The organism is Chromobacterium sp. S0633, assembly GCF_024158805.1.
Lineage (GTDB): Bacteria > Pseudomonadota > Gammaproteobacteria > Burkholderiales > Chromobacteriaceae > Chromobacterium.
Window position 1 is genome coordinate 1 of sequence record NZ_JAMZGH010000007.1, and the last position, 17,430, is coordinate 17,430.

At 62.8% G+C, this 17,430-nt stretch carries 17 protein-coding genes; 8 read left to right on the plus strand and 9 right to left on the minus strand.

Annotated features, from left to right (window positions below):
• The 3 genes from NK214_RS06905 to NK214_RS06915 all read left to right on the plus strand — a co-directional run.
• A partial coding sequence (locus NK214_RS06905; RefSeq protein ID WP_253314089.1) for an HEXXH motif-containing putative peptide modification protein occupies positions 1-596 on the plus strand: 596 nt, incomplete at its 5' end.
• Positions 593-1,828, plus strand: a complete 1,236-nt coding sequence (locus tag NK214_RS06910; protein ID WP_253314090.1) for an HEXXH motif-containing putative peptide modification protein — start codon at positions 593-595, stop codon at positions 1,826-1,828. The genes NK214_RS06905 and NK214_RS06910, both read left to right, overlap by 4 nt.
• A gap of 9 nt (positions 1,829-1,837) precedes the next feature.
• A complete protein-coding gene (locus NK214_RS06915) occupies positions 1,838-2,962 on the plus strand; it encodes a 2OG-Fe(II) oxygenase (protein WP_253314091.1) in 1,125 nt (374 codons plus the stop codon).
• A 30-nt stretch (positions 2,963-2,992) separates the two neighbouring features.
• Here the strand turns inward: NK214_RS06915 and NK214_RS06920 are convergent, their stop codons facing one another.
• Complete coding sequence (locus NK214_RS06920; RefSeq protein ID WP_227107533.1) at positions 2,993-3,595, minus strand: TetR/AcrR family transcriptional regulator; 603 nt, start codon at positions 3,593-3,595, stop codon at positions 2,993-2,995.
• Positions 3,596-3,707: 112 nt separating this feature from the next.
• Between NK214_RS06920 and NK214_RS06925 the strand changes: the two genes are divergently transcribed.
• The 3 genes from NK214_RS06925 to NK214_RS06935 are packed head-to-tail and all read left to right on the plus strand — an operon-like array spanning position 3,708 to position 6,790.
• On the plus strand, positions 3,708-4,763 hold the full coding sequence (locus NK214_RS06925; protein ID WP_107798570.1) for a sugar phosphate isomerase/epimerase: 1,056 nt from the start codon (positions 3,708-3,710) through the stop codon (positions 4,761-4,763).
• 31 nt (positions 4,764-4,794) lie between these two features.
• Positions 4,795-5,673 carry an alpha/beta hydrolase gene (locus tag NK214_RS06930; RefSeq protein WP_253314092.1) on the plus strand — a complete coding sequence of 293 codons (879 nt, stop codon included), beginning with the start codon at positions 4,795-4,797 and terminating at the stop codon, positions 5,671-5,673.
• A gap of 1 nt (position 5,674) precedes the next feature.
• Positions 5,675-6,790, plus strand: a complete 1,116-nt coding sequence (locus NK214_RS06935) for an alpha/beta hydrolase (protein WP_253314093.1) — start codon at positions 5,675-5,677, stop codon at positions 6,788-6,790.
• Between the two features lie 206 nt (positions 6,791-6,996).
• On the opposite strand, the gene NK214_RS06940 is transcribed toward NK214_RS06935, so the two are convergent.
• From NK214_RS06940 to NK214_RS06960, 5 genes are all read right to left on the minus strand, one after another.
• Positions 6,997-7,485, minus strand: coding sequence for a hypothetical protein (locus NK214_RS06940; protein ID WP_253314094.1), 489 nt, complete (start codon positions 7,483-7,485; stop codon positions 6,997-6,999).
• Positions 7,486-7,565: 80 nt separating this feature from the next.
• A complete protein-coding gene (locus tag NK214_RS06945) occupies positions 7,566-8,333 on the minus strand; it encodes a hypothetical protein (protein WP_253314095.1) in 768 nt (255 codons plus the stop codon).
• 546 nt (positions 8,334-8,879) lie between these two features.
• Complete coding sequence (locus NK214_RS06950; protein WP_253314096.1) at positions 8,880-9,191, minus strand: DUF1484 family protein; 312 nt, start codon at positions 9,189-9,191, stop codon at positions 8,880-8,882.
• 1 nt (position 9,192) lies between these two features.
• Entirely contained in the window at positions 9,193-10,536 is a 1,344-nt protein-coding gene (locus NK214_RS06955; RefSeq protein ID WP_253314097.1) for an amidase, read from the minus strand.
• The gene (locus NK214_RS06960) at positions 10,533-10,808 is read right to left on the minus strand and encodes a hypothetical protein (RefSeq protein ID WP_253314098.1); all 276 of its coding nucleotides are present in this window, start codon (positions 10,806-10,808) and stop codon (positions 10,533-10,535) included. Before NK214_RS06960 ends, NK214_RS06955 begins: the two co-directional genes overlap by 4 nt.
• An 847-nt stretch (positions 10,809-11,655) precedes the next feature.
• Here NK214_RS06960 and NK214_RS06965 point away from each other — a divergent pair.
• Entirely contained in the window at positions 11,656-12,084 is a 429-nt protein-coding gene (locus NK214_RS06965; protein ID WP_253314099.1) for a hypothetical protein, read from the plus strand.
• A gap of 45 nt (positions 12,085-12,129) precedes the next feature.
• Positions 12,130-12,762 carry a LysE family translocator gene (locus NK214_RS06970; protein ID WP_227107549.1) on the plus strand — a complete coding sequence of 211 codons (633 nt, stop codon included), beginning with the start codon at positions 12,130-12,132 and terminating at the stop codon, positions 12,760-12,762.
• A 171-nt stretch (positions 12,763-12,933) separates the two neighbouring features.
• Here NK214_RS06970 and NK214_RS06975 read toward each other — a convergent pair whose 3' ends face one another.
• The 3 genes from NK214_RS06975 to NK214_RS06985 all read right to left on the minus strand — a co-directional run bounded on the left by NK214_RS06975 (position 12,934) and on the right by NK214_RS06985 (position 17,259).
• Positions 12,934-15,336 (minus strand): M66 family metalloprotease, encoded by a 2,403-nt coding sequence (locus NK214_RS06975; RefSeq protein WP_253314100.1) that lies wholly within the window; start codon positions 15,334-15,336, stop codon positions 12,934-12,936.
• 648 nt (positions 15,337-15,984) lie between these two features.
• A complete protein-coding gene (locus tag NK214_RS06980; protein ID WP_107800293.1) occupies positions 15,985-16,611 on the minus strand; it encodes an LpxA family transferase in 627 nt (208 codons plus the stop codon).
• Positions 16,612-16,689: 78 nt separating this feature from the next.
• Positions 16,690-17,259 (minus strand): cysteine dioxygenase family protein, encoded by a 570-nt coding sequence (locus NK214_RS06985; protein WP_107800292.1) that lies wholly within the window; start codon positions 17,257-17,259, stop codon positions 16,690-16,692.
• Positions 17,260-17,430: the final 171 nt, after the last annotated feature.

Sequence of the window (17,430 nt, forward strand, 5' to 3'; positions counted from 1 at the left end):
CCGGCGAGCCGGACGCGGCGGCCGGGCGGGCGCTGGCCGCCGGGCTGGCCTTGATCGAGCAGGGCGCGCCGGCCTACGGCCCCTGGGTGCGCCGCCTGGTGCGCCAGGTCCGGCCGCTGAGGCAAAGCGGCGGCCTGGTGTCCAGCTGGAGCAGCCTGCACTATCCGGGGCTGGTGTCGATGACGCTGTTCGCCTCGCCGCTGGACATGGCGGAAACCCTGGTTCACGAAGCCAGCCATCAGCACTTCCACTTGCTGGACCGGTTGTTCCCCTTGAGCGAGCGCGGGGCGGAAGAATGGCTGTACTCCCCGGTCAAGCGCTGTCGGCGTCCGGCCCTCATGCTGCTGCTGGCCTACCACGCCTTCGGCAATGTGGCGCTGTTTTTCGACGCCTTGCGCCGCAACGGCCGCTTGGCGGACGCCGACTGGCGTCATCACATGGCGGACTTGCGCGACTGGCTGCCGCGCATGGCCGCGGAACTGGAGCGGGCGCGCAGTCTGAGCCCGGCAGGGCGGCGCTTCCTGGACGCCTTGCAGTTGCCATTGCGGCCGCTGCTGAAGCCGGCGGCGAGCCCGATCGAGGAGATCGCGCGATGACCCCTGAAATCGCCCGCGCTTATTCCAGCCCCTTCGAAGCCTTCGATGAGGACTGGCACGCCGGCTGGACGCGGCAGCTGCGCGGCCGGCAGTTGAACGCCTTTCTCGAACATTGGCGGCCCTTGCTGCAGCGCCACGCGCCCGGCATCGCCCCGGCCTTGTCGGAGATGGCCGCCGCCATGCTGTCCGCGGGCGGCGCCGACGCGGCCGAGACCGCGCGGCTGACCGAGCTGGCCGCGCATCCGTTTTGCAATCTGCAAGCGCTGCGAGACGAAGAGGCCCGCCAGCCGGACCTGTTGCTGTCGCGCGCGCTGCAATGCGCGCTGCACTGGACCGCGCACCGGCCCGGCCGCGAATTCCACCTGCGGCTGTCCCGGCCGCTGGCGCTGGGCTTCGCCGGCTACGCGCTGCCGGCCGCCGTCGCCTACCGCGTCAGCGGCGACGCGCAAAGGCTGGAAATCCGGCTGGACACCGCCGCGCACACGCAGCGCGGTTGCGCTTTCGAGCGCGAGGGCGAGAGCTGGCGCAGCGTGACGGGACCGGCGCGCAAACTGCCGGCCGTCGCCCTGGGCGAGGCGGGGCCGGACATCGTGCTGCGGCCCTTGCCGCGCAGCCTGCTGAACCCGGACCCGGAGGTCGTCCCGGCCGGCCCGGGCTGCGCCGCCACCTTGAACCGGGCGATGACGCTGATCGCCTGTTATTCCCCGGCCTACCACCGCTGGATCGCCCGTCTGCTGCGCGTGGTGTCCCCGCTGCGGCTGGAACCGGGCAAGTTCAACAGTGAAAGCTATTCCATGCTCAACGGCGCGCTGTACATGACCATCCATCCGGACCCCTTGCGCTGCGCCGAAACCCTGGTGCATGAGGTCAGCCACGATTATCTGCACCAGCTCGCCGCCATGGGCGCGCTGAGCGATCCCTCGCTGGGCGAAACCTTCCATTCCCCGGCGCGCGGCGCGCAGCGGCCGACGCTGGGCATCCTCAAGGCCCACCACGCCTTCGTCAACGTGCTGATTTTCTACTACCGGCTGATCATGGCCGGCGTCGCGGTGCACAGCGAGCTGGCGCGCAATGTGTCGGAGCTGGAAGACTGGCGCGCCCAGATGGAAGAATCTCTGGCCCGGGCGCGGGCGCTGACCGCGCTGGGACAGGCCTTGTGGCGGCCGCTGGCGCTGAGGGCGGACCAGTTCCGCGCCTTGGCCGGCCGCGACGCCGCGGCACATTGCGCATAGGGGGCGATCATGTTGGAAAACGTGCTGTTCTTCGAGCAACCGTACCGCCACTTCCTCTGCTTCGACACCTTCGACGAGACGGTGGCCCAACAGGCGGACGCGGTGCTCAGAGGCCCGCTGCCCTGGGAGGAGCGGGTGGGGGATTTCTTCGTCACCTACCGGCTGGATCTGCGCCGGCTCTATCAGCTGCGGCCGGACGCGCCGGCCTTTGTGCGCGAGGAGTTTCTGGACGCCTTGCGCGAGCAGATGCAAATCCTGTTCGAGGTGCCGCTGTCCGCGGACGACATTCAGGTGCTGGGGCACCGCATGGTGCCGGGCCAGCGCATCGGCGTGCATAACGACAATCCCGGCCTGGGCTACGAAGGCTACCGCGTGGTGGTGCAATTCACCCGCGACCACCGGCCGGAAGACGGCGGCTTGCTCAATATCCACGCCGGCGACGAGCCGGAGGCCGTCTACCAGAGCATCCGGCCCTATCCCAATATGGCCTTCGGCTTTGAGATGAGCGCGCATTCCTATCACTCGGTGTCGGCGCTGACGCGACAGCCGCGCGACGCGCTGATCTTCAATTTCTGGCACCAGGGGAACACCCCGGCGGTGGAGCGCCGGGTGCGGCAAACCCTGGCGCAGCTGTTTCCGGACGCGGCGCTGGCCGCATCCGATCCCGGCGAGCGCGGCCTGCACCGCGACGGCGACGTTTCGGATGCGCCCGATTGGCCGGCGCCGAGCGCGGCGCAAGCGCTGTTGGCGGAGTGGGGGCTGGGCGGCGCGGCGCAGGCGGCCGGCCTGCTGCTGGCCGCCGCCCGTTCCGGCGCGCCGGAACCCGTCCGCGCGCCGGAAGTGAGCGCGGCCCTGGCGCGGCTGGGATTCGCGCCCGGCGCGCCGCTGCCGGCCAGCGAGGCCATACACGCCGCCGCCCAGGTCAACGTGGGCTTGAGCACCGATCCGGACACCCTGCGCGCCGCGCTGGTGCTGGCGGTGTGGGTGGCCAGCGCGCCCAGCCGCATGTTCACCCACGAGCATTGGCGCCGCTGCGCCGCCCAGGTTCGCCCCTGGGCGCACCGCTTGCCGATACGCGTGATGCACCTGGCCGAGACGCTGTTCCCGGAATGGCCTCAGACCGGCGCGGGGTAGGAGGGTCCGGCCGACGCGCCGAGCGCCGGCTCAGGCCTTGACGGCCGCCGTCCAAAGCGGGGCCATGGCGACGCGCACCGAGGCCAAGAGCCGCTCGCGCGGCACGCCGTCGCGCGCCTGCACCGAGATGCCGTGCAATTGCGCGGCGTAGAAATCGCCCAGGGCGTCCGCATCGGCGTCCGGCCGCAGCTGGCCGTCGGCCACGCCGCGCCGCAGCCGCTCCGTCACCGATTGGGTGCGCTCTTGGCGCTGCGCGCGCAGCCATTCCTGCACGCCGTCGTTCTGTTCCGAGCAATTGGTGGCCGCCGACACCACCATGCAGCCCTGCGGCGCGTCATGCCGGGTGTAGAGCATGACCGCGTCGCGCAGCATCCGCTCGATGGCGGCGGCCACATCGCTCTCCTGGCGCAGCGCCAGATCGGCGAAGCCGCCGTCCCCGGCGGCGTAGCGCGCCACCGCCTCGCGGAACAAGCCCTCCTTGCTGCCGAAGGCCGCGTAGATCCGCGCCGAGGCGATGCCCAGCGCCGCCACCAGATCCGACATCGACGTGCCCTCGTAGCCGCGCCGCCAAAAGGCCAGCATCGCCTGTTGCAACGCCTGTTCCCGGTCAAACTCCCTAGGCCTGCCCGCCATCTTTCCGCCTCGCTCGATTGTTCTTGGGCGGAATTTTATCGCGCTCCGCCGTTGACGTGTAGCCTTGGCGTCGCCTATTATTTGTCGATCGACAAACAATTAAGGGCGACACATGAAAACACTCAAGGGACCCAGCCTGCACCTGGCTCAATTCGGCGCGGATCAAGCCCCGTTCAACAGCCTGGACGGCATCGCCGGCTGGGCGGCGCGCACCGGCTTCAAGGCCTTGCAGATTCCGGCCTGGGACAGCCGCTTCATCGATGTGGAGCGCGCCGCCGTCAGCCAGGACTATTGCGATGAAATCACCGGCACGCTGGCCGCGCACGGTTTGGAGATCAGCGAGCTGAGCACGCATATCTTCGGGCAACTGGTCGCCGTGCACCCGGCCTACGACGCGATGTGCGACAACTTCGCGCCGCCGGGCCTGCGCGGCAAGCCGGCGGAGCGCGCCGCCTGGGCGTTGGAGCGTCTGCGGATGGCGGCCCAGGCCTCGCGGCGGCTGGGCCTGAGCGAGATGGGCACGTTTTCCGGCTCCTTCGTCTGGCCGTATCTGTTCCCGTTTCCGCAACGGCCGGAAGGGCTGATTGAAACCGCCTTCGAAGAACTGGCGCGGCGCTGGCGGCCGATTCTCGACGTCTGCGACGAACACGGCGTCAATCTGTGCTACGAAATCCACCCCAGCGAAGACCTGCACGACGGCGCCAGCTTCGAACGCTTCTACGAGCTGGTGGACCGGCACGCGCGCTGCAAGATGCTGTTCGACCCCAGCCACCTGGTGTTGCAGCAACTGGACTACCTCGCCTTCCTGGACATCTATCACGAGCACATCCGCATGTTCCATGTGAAGGACGCCGAATTCCGGCCCAACGGCCGGCAAGGCATTTACGGCGGCTACAGCGGCTGGATGGAGCGCGCCGGACGCTTCCGTTCCCTGGGCGACGGCCAGGTGGACTTCAAGGCGATCTTCTCCAAGCTGGCGCAATACGACTACGCAGGCTGGGCCACGCTGGAGTGGGAGTGCTGCCTCAAGAACCAGGAGGACGGCGCGCGCGAAGGCGTCGACTTCATCAACCGCCACATCATCCATGTGACCGAGCGCGTATTCGACGACTTCGCCGGCGCCGCGGTCGATCAGCAGCAGATCCGCGCGATGCTGGGCATCGCCTGACTTCCCATTCCCTTTTTCAGCGAGACTACAGATGTCGGCACTTCCCCTTATCGACACCGAACCCGATTTCATTCACGACTACGTGCGGCTGGACGGCCAGCGCGTCCATGTGGTCACCGCCGGAGGCGGCCGGCCGGTGCTGCTGATCCCCGGCTGGCCGCAAACCTGGTTCGCCTGGCGTCATGTGATGCGCGCCTTGGCCGCGCGCGGCTTCCAGGCCATCGCCGTGGATCCGCCCGGCACCGGCTTGTCCAGCCGGCCGGACAGCGGCTACGACACCGGCGCCGTCGCCGCGACATTGCACCGGGTGATGAGCCGGCTGGGCCATGAGCGTTACCAGGTGGTGGGCCACGATGTGGGCATGTGGCTGGCTTACGCGCTGGCCAGCGACCACCCCGGCGTGGTCAGCCGGCTGGCGCTGACCGAGGCGGTGATACCCGGGCTGGCGCCGGCGCCGTCGATTTTCGCGCCGCCGGAGGAGAACATCTTCCTGTGGCATTTCATGTTCAACCAGCTGGCCGACTTGCCGGAAACGCTGATCGCCGGGCGCGAGCGCGCCTATCTGGACTTTATGTTCCAGCGCTGGTCATGGCGGCGTAACCGGGTGGCGGCGGAGGTGTATATCGACGCCTACTCCTCGCCGGGCGGCCTGCGCGGCGGCTTCGCCTATTACCGGGCCATTCCCGAAACCATTCGCCAGAACCAGCGGCGCGCGCAAAGCAAGCTGGCCATGCCGGTGCTCGCCATCGGCGCCGAACACGCCACCGGCAAGGCCCCGCTGGACACCATGCGCGGCCGGGCCGACGATTTGCGCGGCGTGGTGATTCCGGATTGCGGCCACTTCATCATGGAGGAGGCCGCCGAGGCGTTCATCGCCGAACTGCTGCCCTTCCTGGAAAGCGAGGACTGAGATGCCCTTGGACAGCAAGATCCAGCAGTGGCTGGAACAGGCGGCGGCGGGCGAGGCCGGCGCGCCCGTGGACATGGCGCGGCTGCGCGCCGACACCGACGCCGGGCTGCGCCAACAGCAGGGCCCGCTGGAAGACGTGGCGCGGGTGGAGGTGTTCCAAGTGAAGGCGCGGGACGGCTACCCGCTGCGGGTGATCGGCTATTGGCCCGAGGCCCGCGCGGCGGCGCAGCCGGCGCTGGTCTTCGCCCACGGCGGCGGCTGGTGCCTGGGCTCGGCCGATGTCTACGACAACCCCTGCCGCGCGCTGGCCCAGGCCACCGGCTGCGTGGTCTTGTCCGTCGATTACCGGCTGGCGCCCGAGCACCGCTATCCGGTGCCGCTGCACGATGTGTACGACGCCTTGTGCTGGGCGTTTGAACACGCGCAAGCGCTTGGCCTGGATCCCGCCCGGCTGGGCGTGGCCGGAGACAGCGCCGGCGGCAACCTCGCCGCCGCGGCCTGCCTGCTGGCGCGCGATCAGGCAGGCCCATCCATCGCCCATCAACTGCTGATCTACCCGGCCTTGAGTCACCAGATGGACAGCGCCTCCTATCAGGCTTACGGCGATGGCTATTACCTGACGCGGGAGTTGATGCGCTTCTGCTATGCCACCTATCTCTCCGCGGAGGCGGAGGGGGCGTCGCCCTATGTCTCGCCGCTGCTGGCGACCCGCCTGGACGGCTTGCCGAGCGCGACCATCCTGACCGCCGAGTTCGATCCCTTGCGCAGCGAGGCGGAGGACTACGCCGCGCGGCTGAACGCGGCAGGCGTCAAGGCGACGGCGCGGCAGCTGGACGGCATGGTCCATGGCTGCATCCACATGCTGGGGCTGACGCCGGCCGCCGGCGCGCTGTTCGACATCGCGGGCGGCGAGGTGAGGACGGCCTTGGGTGTGGACGGCCAACTGCGTCAGCGCCAGACCGGCTTGCAATGCCTGAAGGGTCTGAGGGCCCAGGTGTTGGAGTCGGTCAAGAACCAGTACGTCATCGAGCGGCTGGGCTTGTCAAATGAGCCGCAGCGTAAGACCTTGATGCAGGTGCAAAGCGCGCTCAAGCGCGGAGATGAAGCCACTGGATAGCGGCTATTGCGATGTGGGGGCGAACAAGGGCAAGGCGACGCTGACCAAAGCCGCCAAACATATCTGGACATCATAGGAAACGAGGGCGCGCATATCCGGCGCGATGGCATGGGCATGGGCGTGGCCTTGGTGGGATGCTGCAGGAGGGAGAGGGCTTCTTTGATGTACTGAAAATAGGAAGTTGGGTATGGGGGAGGGCGGGCAGATCAAGTCTGAACTCCTACAGGTTTGGGCTGGAGCGCTGCCTTTAGAACCTCTTGCTCCTTGTACAAATTGTCGAGGGTGCCCTCAATGAGATGAATGATGTCTTCCAAATTTTCAAGCTCTTCAAGGCCATGAATCATATTTTGAAGGACTGTAACATATATAGTTTGGTCAACTCTCTCAACGTGAAGCGATGCCTCTAGAACCGTAAGATCTGAGTGTGCATGAACTTTGCTTCTGGCCTTCAATATTCGTTCGTGCAATTCGATAAACTCGCATGGGATCCACTTCGTTTCAAGTGCTCTGTATTTTTTTATTGGGCCGTCAGATCTAGTGTATGACGTAGAGTATTCAACCAGTGCGTAACGAAATGCTGGCCCTATTAATGGATTATCCTTTGCATCTTTCACTGAATTCAGGGTTGCCCAGGCATTGTTCAGCCGGTCGATGCAAACCAAGAAATGAAGATAGTCTTCCTGTTGTTCAGTCATAGAAGCCCTAACACTCGAAGTGACGGGCTGTGCGACTAGTGGGTGAGCCACTGGCTGACCAGTCCCTGTTGATTGAAATTTTAGCCCATCTGACGTAGGAAAATAAAATCATCATCTGAAATGCATTTTTCTTCATAATCAAATTGATCGTTAATCATCAATTTAGGAACAATGCTTTCAACTCGATGTTTTGGGCCAACTAATGAAGCGTTTGGAATCAAGACGCACTTAACGAACGGTCTCTCTTCCCATTCTTTCTTTATATAATTTTCTCCAGGCACACAGAAATACCAAGGCTGGTTACCAAAGGCGCTAAATTGAGTGCTTACAATTTCTTGAAGAAGATGAATGGCTTCTATCGCTAGGGACTTGTCGTCTCGATCCGTTTCCGGATTAAAATGAATGGCTCGATTACGCTTTTCATTTAAATCTCTAAATTTCAATGCGGCCTCAGGCAATAGTTCCCTCCAGGATTCCAGTGCATCAATGGCCTGTAACCAGTTATCGAAAGAGTCTTTTTTATAGACTTTTTTATATTCAGAAGAACTCTTGTGATACTCTCTAAGTAGAATCATTAAGTGATTCAAGATTCTTTCGCCCAAAGCACATGCGCCTGTCAATGCGGGGTAGTAACTGCCAATCACATAAGAGTTTCTAATTTGTTCTAGAAATTTATTATGAAACGCAGCCACAGAGAACGGCTTATTGCCTAGTTCAATAAAATTTTCAACTTTACTTTGAATATTGTGCTCCCCGAACTGAAGCTTCAGCCCGGAAATAACTCTGTTCTGAATTTCACTGTACTGAGCTTTAGCTGCTTCATCCCAGTCCTCTTGAACTAGTTCCAAAATATGTGCTCTTGTGTCAAAGTCAAATGAAAGTATTCGATATCTTTTCATGTCATCCAGTGATTGCTAATAGTGTTTATATGGATAGTGGTGTCCGTATAAAAATTGATATTGATGACAAGATTTATAGACTCCAACCGCTTGATATGCAAAGGCATTGTCATAATAAAGTGCTCGTATCTACGGTTTGTCCATCAAACTCATAAGCAGCCTGATGCCCCACTTTATCTAAGACCAATGGCAGCTATAAGTTGCTAAGCTGAGGCCACTTGACAAAATGGGTTGTTGGCTGCTCTGGGGCGAATGCGGACGTTGTGGTCTGTTCCTATGGCTGCCCGCTTTGGCCGATTTACAGCCAGTGGCAAACCGAATTTCTGATCAACTGCTTTGCGGTAGCCCACATAAAAATGCCCCGGCCGAAGCCGGGGCATAAATATTACTATTAAAAATTCATGAAGACTTATAGGTAAAAGCTCATACAGCAATATGCCTGCTTTTACTCTATATAGGCGTCATTGTCGGGGCGCTCCTTGGCGATTTGCCGGGCTACACCAAGCGGTTGATGCGGTTTAAACCGCGGTTCAAGCGCTGTTGCACCGGCTCCAGCAGCGCCACCGCTTCATCGCTGCTGAACAGCAGCGGTTCATCGCGCCGTTGCAGCAGGGTCAGGATGGCTTGCAAGCCGATATGGGCGGCGCGCAGTTCCATCAAGCCCTGCAGCAGACAGGCATCCATTTCCGCGCACTGCTGGGCCAGTTGCTGGCCCAGATGGGACAGCGCGGTTTGATCCGGCTGGGCGTCCATCAAGTTTTGATTCAGCTGCTTCAATTGCTCCATCACGGGTATTGGGCCATCCATGTCATTCTCCTTCCGGCTGCGCCAGCGTGGCTTCAATACCGGCCGCCAATTTCAGGATATGGGTGTCGCGGCCGTGCAGCCCGCAGACGCTCAGGCCGATTTGGGGGGATAGGGGCAGGCTGACGGCGCAGCCGTCCAGCAGATTGACGACGGCGCTATTGCGCTGCACCAGGCGATTCAAGCGGGTATAGGCGTCATCGTTCTCCAGCTGAGCCAGCGTGGGCGGCAGGATCGCCACGGTGGGCATGAGCCAGGCGTCGGCCATGGAGAGCCGCTGCGCGGCGACGGCTTGCAGCGTGCGGCGTTGCTCAAGCAGGTCTTGATAATCCACGGCGCTCTGATTTGCCCCTTGCCGGATGAGTTGGGCAATGCGCGGATCAAGGTGGCGGCAGTCTGCCTCTTCCTGCCGCGCATGGTGCCAGCGCCAAGCTTCGGCTGCGATTTGCCCGCCCTGGGCGTTCATTTCAGCAATCTGCCTGAGTTCGGGAAAGTCGAAGCGAATGATGCGGGCGCCGGCTTTGGACAAGCGCGTCAGCGCCTTGTCGAACGCTTGGGCCACCTCGGGGTCCAGTTGCTCCGCGAGATAGTCCTCGGTGACATAGAGCCGGCATCTTTTGATTCCCGGGGGCTGGCTGTTGCGGATATGGGTGGGCATCCAGCCTCCGCTGAGCACGGCGCTCAGGACCGAGCAACAAGAGACCGAACGCGCCAACATTCCTACGGAGTCCAGCGAGGGCGATAAGGACAGGCAGCCTTGCAGCGGCATCTGTTTTGCCGTGGCCTTGAAGCCGACCAGGCCGCAGAAGGCGGCGGGAATGCGCGCGGAGCCGCTGCTGTCTGACACCAGCGCGGCCGCGCTCATGCCCAGGGCCACGCTGACCGCCGCGCCGGAACTGGAGCCGCCGGCAATACGCGTTGGATCGCCGGGGTTCAGCGGGGTGCCGTAATGAGGGTTCAGGCCCAGGCTGGAGTAAGAGAACTCGCTCATATTGGCGCGCGCCAGCAGTACCGCTCCGGCTGTGCGAAGGCTTGCGACCACGGCTGCGTCCTGGCTGGCGGGCGGCTTGGATTTCAGCACCACGGAGCCGGCGCAAGTGACTTGGCCTTGAACGTCGAAACCATCGCTGATGACGAGGGGAAGGCCGGCCAGCGGGGTGGGGTAGAGCCGGGCGGCGTCAAGTTGCCGGGCAACGGCCAGGGCGGTTTTGGCGTTGACTTGGGTAAAAGCCGCGCCGCCGGCTTGCTGATGGCAGGCAATGGCGTGGAGCGCCTGTTTCGTCAGCTCCACGCTGCTGGTGTTGCCCAGCAGCAAATCCCTATGCAAATGCATCAAGCTGGGTTTCATGTCGTCCCCCATGCCAGATACTCGCTTTGGGCCGCGGTGTTGATCTGCTGCAACTGGGCAGCGTAGTGGTCCAGTACGTCGACGGAGAGGCGAGCTAATAGATGTTGATGGGAGGGGGGAGTGGTTTGGGCTTGGATCGCGGCCAGGGTGGCGCGCAATTGGGAGAGGCAGTTCAAGGCCAGCGCGCAAGCGTCCAGGGTTTGGGACAGCAGGCGCAGTTGTTCCTGGTGAATGGTGGGGGGCGGTTTGGCGAGAGTCGAGGGAGAGGTCATTGCGGTCTCCAAGTCAGCGTTGGAAACCTGTCCGGCGAGACTTGGACAGGCGCGTGACAAGGTTGGAAGACCGGTATCCTAGATCAAAGACCGGTAGTTCACGAGGAACTCCCTGCCACGGCCTGTCCGAATGGGCACAGCGTGGCAGCAGACGTAGTTGTGCCAAAGCTGACACAAACGAGTCTGCGATCTAGGATTTTTGGGCTTCCAAACCCTGCGCGGCGTTATTGGGCGCTGCGCGACACAAAGGGTACTGAGGCGGGGGTGGGGCGTCAAGCTGATGGCGGGGCGGATTGTTTTTGTTGGGACTAATGGATTGGGGAACGACAGGGGTTGGCCGTTTAAGGCTGGGGCGCAGGCGTCAAATTTAGTGGGTTCTGTGGGGCAAGTTGTAGAAGTTCAGACTTGATCTGGCAGCCTTCCGTTTTGACGGCGCCCGATTGTCAGTTCAAATCAGAACTTTTACAGATGAGCGCTTTCATCGCCTGTGCCCGGCTAGCGGCCAGTTCCGCGTCGGCTTTGAACAGCTTGATCAGAGCGTTGTCATTTATTGTTGTGCTCAAGTAGGTGCATCTCTTGCTTCGCTGGACCCTGCGCGCCTGGCCCGGGCTGCCGCCCTTCCACCTGCGGTTTGCGGGCGGATTGAAGGTCGGGGCGGAATTAGGGCATCATGTGCGGCCCGCGTCGTCATGCCGGCCGGGCTCGGCGGGCGTGGTGGCCTAGCATGGATATTCCGCAATTGTAACTTTGAGCGATGACAGATCAACGCCCTTGCACTCAAACCCTGCTGACGGGTTTTCGCATCGTATTCCGCCTCCAGCTCATAGTGTTGGCGGTATCCTGCGTGATGAGCTGGCTCCAGTACCATGACCCGCATGGCAGCATGCATCAGGATTTGACCGGGAGCGGCGTGCTGCTGCTGGGCATCAATCTCATGGCTTTTCTTATCGGCTGTAGCGTGTTTCTGCAGCGGGTGCGGCTGGATTGGGTTGGCCGCAAGATCGCTTATGTGGGTGTGGAAACAGAATATCGCTGGCGCGAGGTTGATGTTGCCGCTATTGATGCCATCCGTTTTCTGACGCATGGTCAGGGCAATAGAGGGGCGGTGGATCGTCTGTGGCTGAAAGCCGACGCCCATCCGCGTGGTGGCTTGGTGCTGCTCGATTCTCGCATCCGCCCGCTGTTCTGGCGGCGGCCCTCGCCCTTCTTCTGCGCGGTGGTGGATTTCGTCAGGGAGCAGAATCCCGAGGTCAGCCTGCCGCAAGCGCTGGTGTAGTGTTGTAGCCGCGAAATGGCGGCTTGATTTCATTTGGGAACGACGATGCCGGAATACTCGAATCTGCTGGCCTTTGCGCTGGTCTCCTTGGGCATGGTGGCCACCCCGGGGCCGAATATGATGTATCTGATCTCGCGCTCCATCTGCCAGGGCAAGCGGGCCGGGCTGATCTCCTTGTCCGGCGTGGCGCTGGGCTTTGTGTTCTACATGTTGTGCGCGGCGCTGGGCATCACCACCTTGCTGCTGGCCATCCCCTATGCCTACGACGCTTTGCGCTTGGGCGGCGCGGCGTATCTGCTGTATCTGGCGTGGCAAGCGCTCAAACCCGGCGGCAGCTCGCCCTTCCAGCTGCGCGAGCTGGCGCCGGACAGCGACCGCAAGCTGTTCATGATGGGTTTTCTGACCAATCTGCTGAATCCGAAAATCGCCGTGATGTATCTGGCCCTGTTGCCGCAGTTTCTGTCCAAGGCCGGCGGCGACGTGTTGTCCCAATCGCTATTGCTCGGGTTCACGCAAATCCTGATCAGCGTCAGCGTCAACGCCTTGATCGTGCTGAGCGCCGGCGCCATGGCCGCGCTTCTGGTCCGGAAACCGGCCTGGGGCGTGGCCCAGCGCTGGATCATGGGCACGGTCTTGGGCGGCCTGGCGGTCAGGATGCTGTTTGAAAAGCCGCGCTGACGCGATTGAGCGCTTGCCGGAGAGAAAAACAATGCGGCGGCCCCGTTGAATGGGGCCGCCGCATTGTTTCAGCCTAAGAACCGGTTCATGGCCTGCCGCGCGTCGGCGGGATGGATGGACAAGAGCGTTGAAAATCGCTCTTGCTCGCCAGGCGCTTAGGCGGGGAGAGCCTTACTGCAGCACGCCGTTGATCGTGTAGCGCAAAGCGCCGCTCGCCGCGGGAACCGCCTTGCTGGCCAGCGCTTTTCCGCCGCAAACCACTTTCGCGTTTTGCGGCTGCAAGGCGCTGGGCACGTTGACGTGGAATTTGTTCATCACCTCGCCGTTGACGCGCGTGCTTTGCAGTTTGAACTTCAACTGCCCGCTGGCTGTGTCGACCTGCAACTGGCATTGCGCGGAGGACGCCGACGCGCCGTCATCCGGGTAGCTATAGCCGTAAGCGCCGCGCAGGGCCGGGTATATATAGGAGGTGAGTTTCATCTCCGGGTCGTAATACCCCAGCAAGGTGGTGACCGGCACGCCAAAGCGCTGCGGCTTGCGGTCGGTTTCAATGGACTGCGTCTTGACCCACAGCCGGCCGTCGGACACGAAGTGATTGTCCCCGCTGCGGCCCGTTATCGTAAACGTCTGGCCGGGCGCCAGCAGGCTGGTGGCGTAGGTGGCGCGGTTGTCTATGGTGATGAGCTTGCCCTTGTTGGCGGCGCTGGCCGCCGGCGCCTTGACCTCCCGTGTCCAATAGCCGTCTTCCATCTTGATCAGCGCACGGTCGGCCTTGCCTATCGCCTCGGCGAGATAGGCCTCGCTCAGTTTTTCCAGCGGCACGGTCGCCGTGTCCGGCGCGATCCGGTGAGGGTAGGGCTGCATGCTTTGGCTGGACGCGTTCCACAGGCTGAAGCCGGTGGCCGAGGCGGGGTCGAACACCGGCTTGCTCTCCAGGAACTGCTGAATCCGCTTGGCCACATAGGGCGTATACAGCGTGAAGCGGTTGACGGCGCTCATCGGGCTGCCGCCGGCCATGGCGTCCAGGCCGTAACTGCGGCCGGCGAAGGGCGTTTGGCAGGGTTTGCCTTCCGGCATGCAAGTGTCTTGATTGCTGACGACGCCGCTGAAGTTGGGAAGGAAGCGCTTGAGGTCCGCATCCCAGCCCCAGCTGGAGTTGATGGCCCCGGCGGGACGGTGAACCGAACCGTCGAAACCGCCGACATAATGGCCCAGACCGTAGTTGTGGCCCACTTCGTGGCTGAACTCGTTGCCCAGGGACGCGTCCAGCGTGACCACGCCGCCGCCGCCGGAGCCGCCGTGCACTTGCACGCCGTTGGCGTATCGGCCCTGGCTGTTGTGCGCGGTCAGCAAGGCGGCGGTCAAGGGGAAGTCCGCCCCGCGGCCGGCCGTGCTGTTGACGCCGTAATTGGCGTAATTGATGCCGGTGGAAATCAGTTCCTTGCCGATGTCCTCCCGCATGGTGCCGGTATGCCAGCCGCCCTCGCTGGGGTCTTGTTGAGTCAGCCGGCTGCCGTCCGGCAGCATCACTTCTTTCAGATGGACGGGTTCGTACTGGGCCACCAGCAGTTGATTGAGCGGAACGGTTTGCAGGTACTCGCGATGCGCGCCGGGATCGTTGGCGAAGGCGAAAGCCCGGCGCGGCTCCACCAGCATGCCGATGTCTATGGTGTTGATCAGCAGCTGGGTGGCCGGGCCCACTTCAAGCTTGGCCAGGGTGCCGGATTTCGCCGCGTGGCTGAACTGCAGGGACATGCCCGGCTTTACCCAGGCGGCCGGCAGGACGGCGCTCCAAAGGTTTTGCGCGTAGACGATCCGGTTGTTGTCCAGCTCTCCTTGGCGGAACCATTGGCCGTTGACGTATTTGAACAGCAGGGTGTCGCCGCGGCTGACGTCCACCGCGCGCGAGCTGTAGCGCACCGTGGAGCCGTAACCGGCCTGGGACTGGAAGCGGATCATCTTGCCTTCGAAGGAGGCGTCGGCGGGCAGATAGGCGGTCTTGACCCAGCTGCCGTCCGCGGTCTGGATATTCACCATGGCGTTGGCGCCGAGCTTGCCGCGCAGGAAGGCGCCGTTGGGGTCGTCGAGCTTGGCCAGATCGGCGTTGCTGCTGATGGTGGTTTGAGCGCCTGACGGCGGCGTGAAGTCAATGCCGCCTTCCGGCGCGCCGTCGACGAAATACGCCGTCTTGGGCTGTTTGTCGGGCGGATTCAGCGACAGCGTGCCCAGCGTGGCGCCGCTCTTGTCCTTGACGGCGACTTGCAGCGGCTTGTCGGCGCTGAGGGCGGAAATCGGGCGCAGCATCAGCAAGGCTTGGCGTCCGGCCACCAAATGCGGCTGGCTGTCTCCGGCGACGCCGGAGCCGGCCGGCATGATCTGGCTTTGGGCGACGGACACCTCGCCCTCAAAGGCGCCGCTTAGATCATTGCGCGGCGCGACGGCGTTGAACGGCCAGGCATTGGCGACGGCGGCATAGCCGGCGGCCTGTCCGGCCAGCTGTTTTTGCGCATCGTCTTCATTACAGCCAAATAAAGAAACCCCGATCAGCAGACTTGGAATAATAGCTAGGCGCATGTTCTCTTTCCCTTATATGAATGAGGGTGGTTGACATTTGGATCCATAGCCGCGCAGCTATCAGCAGTGACTGAACCTTATGCGGTAAGTTTCTGGATGGGGGTGGTTTTTGTGAATAATGCCGATTATTTTAACGCGGCATTTTGTTTTAAAGATGACTGTATTTATTGGTTTTTTCGTTGTGGATGCTTAGAGGTTAATTGCGGCGTGGCGGTTTTCCGTCTATTTGATCCCGCCGTGTTTTGGCGGTTTGATCGTCCCAGGTTTTAAAGGACGGCGGCTTGTTTGATGTGAATAGAGAGAGCGGTGTTTTCTTGGCTTTTATGGAAGACGAAATTGTTCTTTCATTGATTTTCCGGTGGTTTGATTGTCAATGAAATAATGGAAACGCCAAGAGGCTTAGCGATGACAGCAGCGCTTCCTTACGGCGTTGAAACCCGCTTAAAAATGCTCATGCGCCAGGTGTGGATTCCGCTTTCTCCTCAGCGGTTTTCGCCTTGTCTCGCTTGTGCTAGCGAGACCTTGAACCGGCTCCAAGGCCCGCCTCCTCTTGGCGTTCGGCTAGCCGAATAAAGGCCGGCCGCCGGTCGGAGACGTCGCAGGCCGGTTCGGCCGCCGCGGGATGTGAAGGGCGGTGCGGTCTTGGACTCAGTCCAGCTCCGGGTCTTGCTCCACCAATTCCAGGCGCGCCACCACCGCGTGCGGCGGCAGCAAGGTGCCGGGAGACAGCACGGCGTTGGCGCCGATGCGGCTGTGGTCGCCCACCAGGGCGCCGAATTTCTGCGTGGGCAGGGTCCAGGCCTGCTGGCGGCAGCGCAGCGTGATGGTCTTGTCGCGGCGCTCGTTCCAGTGGTTGGCGATGACGGCGCCGGCCTCCATATTGATGTCCGCGCCCAGCACGGAATCGCCGACGAAGTTGAAATGGGCCAGCCGCGAGTAGGGGCCGATGACGCAGGTTTTGAGTTCGCAGCCCGGTCCCACCGTCACGTCGTTGGCCAGCGCCACGCCGCCGCGCAGATAGGCGTGGGCGGCGATGCGGCAATTGGGGCCGATCAGCAGCGGGCCTTTGAGGACGGCGCCGGCTTCGATCGAGGCGCTGCGGTGGATGGCGATGTCGCCGTCCACCGCCCAGTGCGCCGGGTCCAGCAAGGCGTTTTGCCGCGCCAGGCTGTCGGGCAGCCGGCCAAGCCAATGCCACGGCGGCTGGGCGCGGTCCAGCCAGGGAAAGTGGGTGAGCAAGTCGGCGAACAGCTCGGCGGCGAGGGCGGAGGACATGGTTGAGCCTGTTGCGTAAGGAGATTTGTATTGTAGGGCCGGCGGCGCGAGGCGGCCAGAAGGCCGGCCGTCGCGGCTTCAGATTTCGTAGACCCAGCTGATGGAGTCGCCGGGGCGCTCCACTTGGGAGGATTCCAGGCTGAACAGTTCCATTTTGCGCAGCGGCGGCGAATACAGATGCAGGGTGACCAGGTCTTCGCCGTAGGGCTGGAGGTTGGAGATCTGGTGGATGTCCAGATGGCTGTTGACGGTCAGGCTGCCGCTTTCCAGGCGGTGGGATTCCACCGCGTACACCAGGCCGTGATCAGTGCGTTCGAACACGGTTTCGGTGGCGGCGCCTTGCAGCACGCGCAAGCCGCACAGGCTGCCGCGGTGGTTGTGGATGCGGCTGCGCTGGGTGCTGCGCCAACAGAGCAGCAAGAGTTCGCACCAGGGGCTGAGGTAGATCTGGTTGCGGCGGTAGCGTTCGTCGCTGAATTGGCGGAAGGGCTGCAAATCGTCCGGGCCGAGTTGCAGCGAATCGTGAAACAGCCGGATCTGCTCGATGTTCAGATTGGCCTGGTAGGCGTCCAATTGCCGCAAGGAGGCGGCCAGGCTGGGGCTGAGGGGGAAGGCGGACTGCGCGGCGGCGCATAAGGTGTCGTTCATCGGTTTCTCCTTTGGCCGGCGCGGCCGCGGACAGTGGGTTCTGTCCGTCGGGCTGGAGCGCGGGCGGCGTTTTTCTGACTGGGCCCGCGCCGGCAAAGTTCGCGGCGGCGGGGCCGCGGCTATGGATTCGGTATAGCCGATGGGGCCGCGGCCCGGCTGCCTGAATGGGCA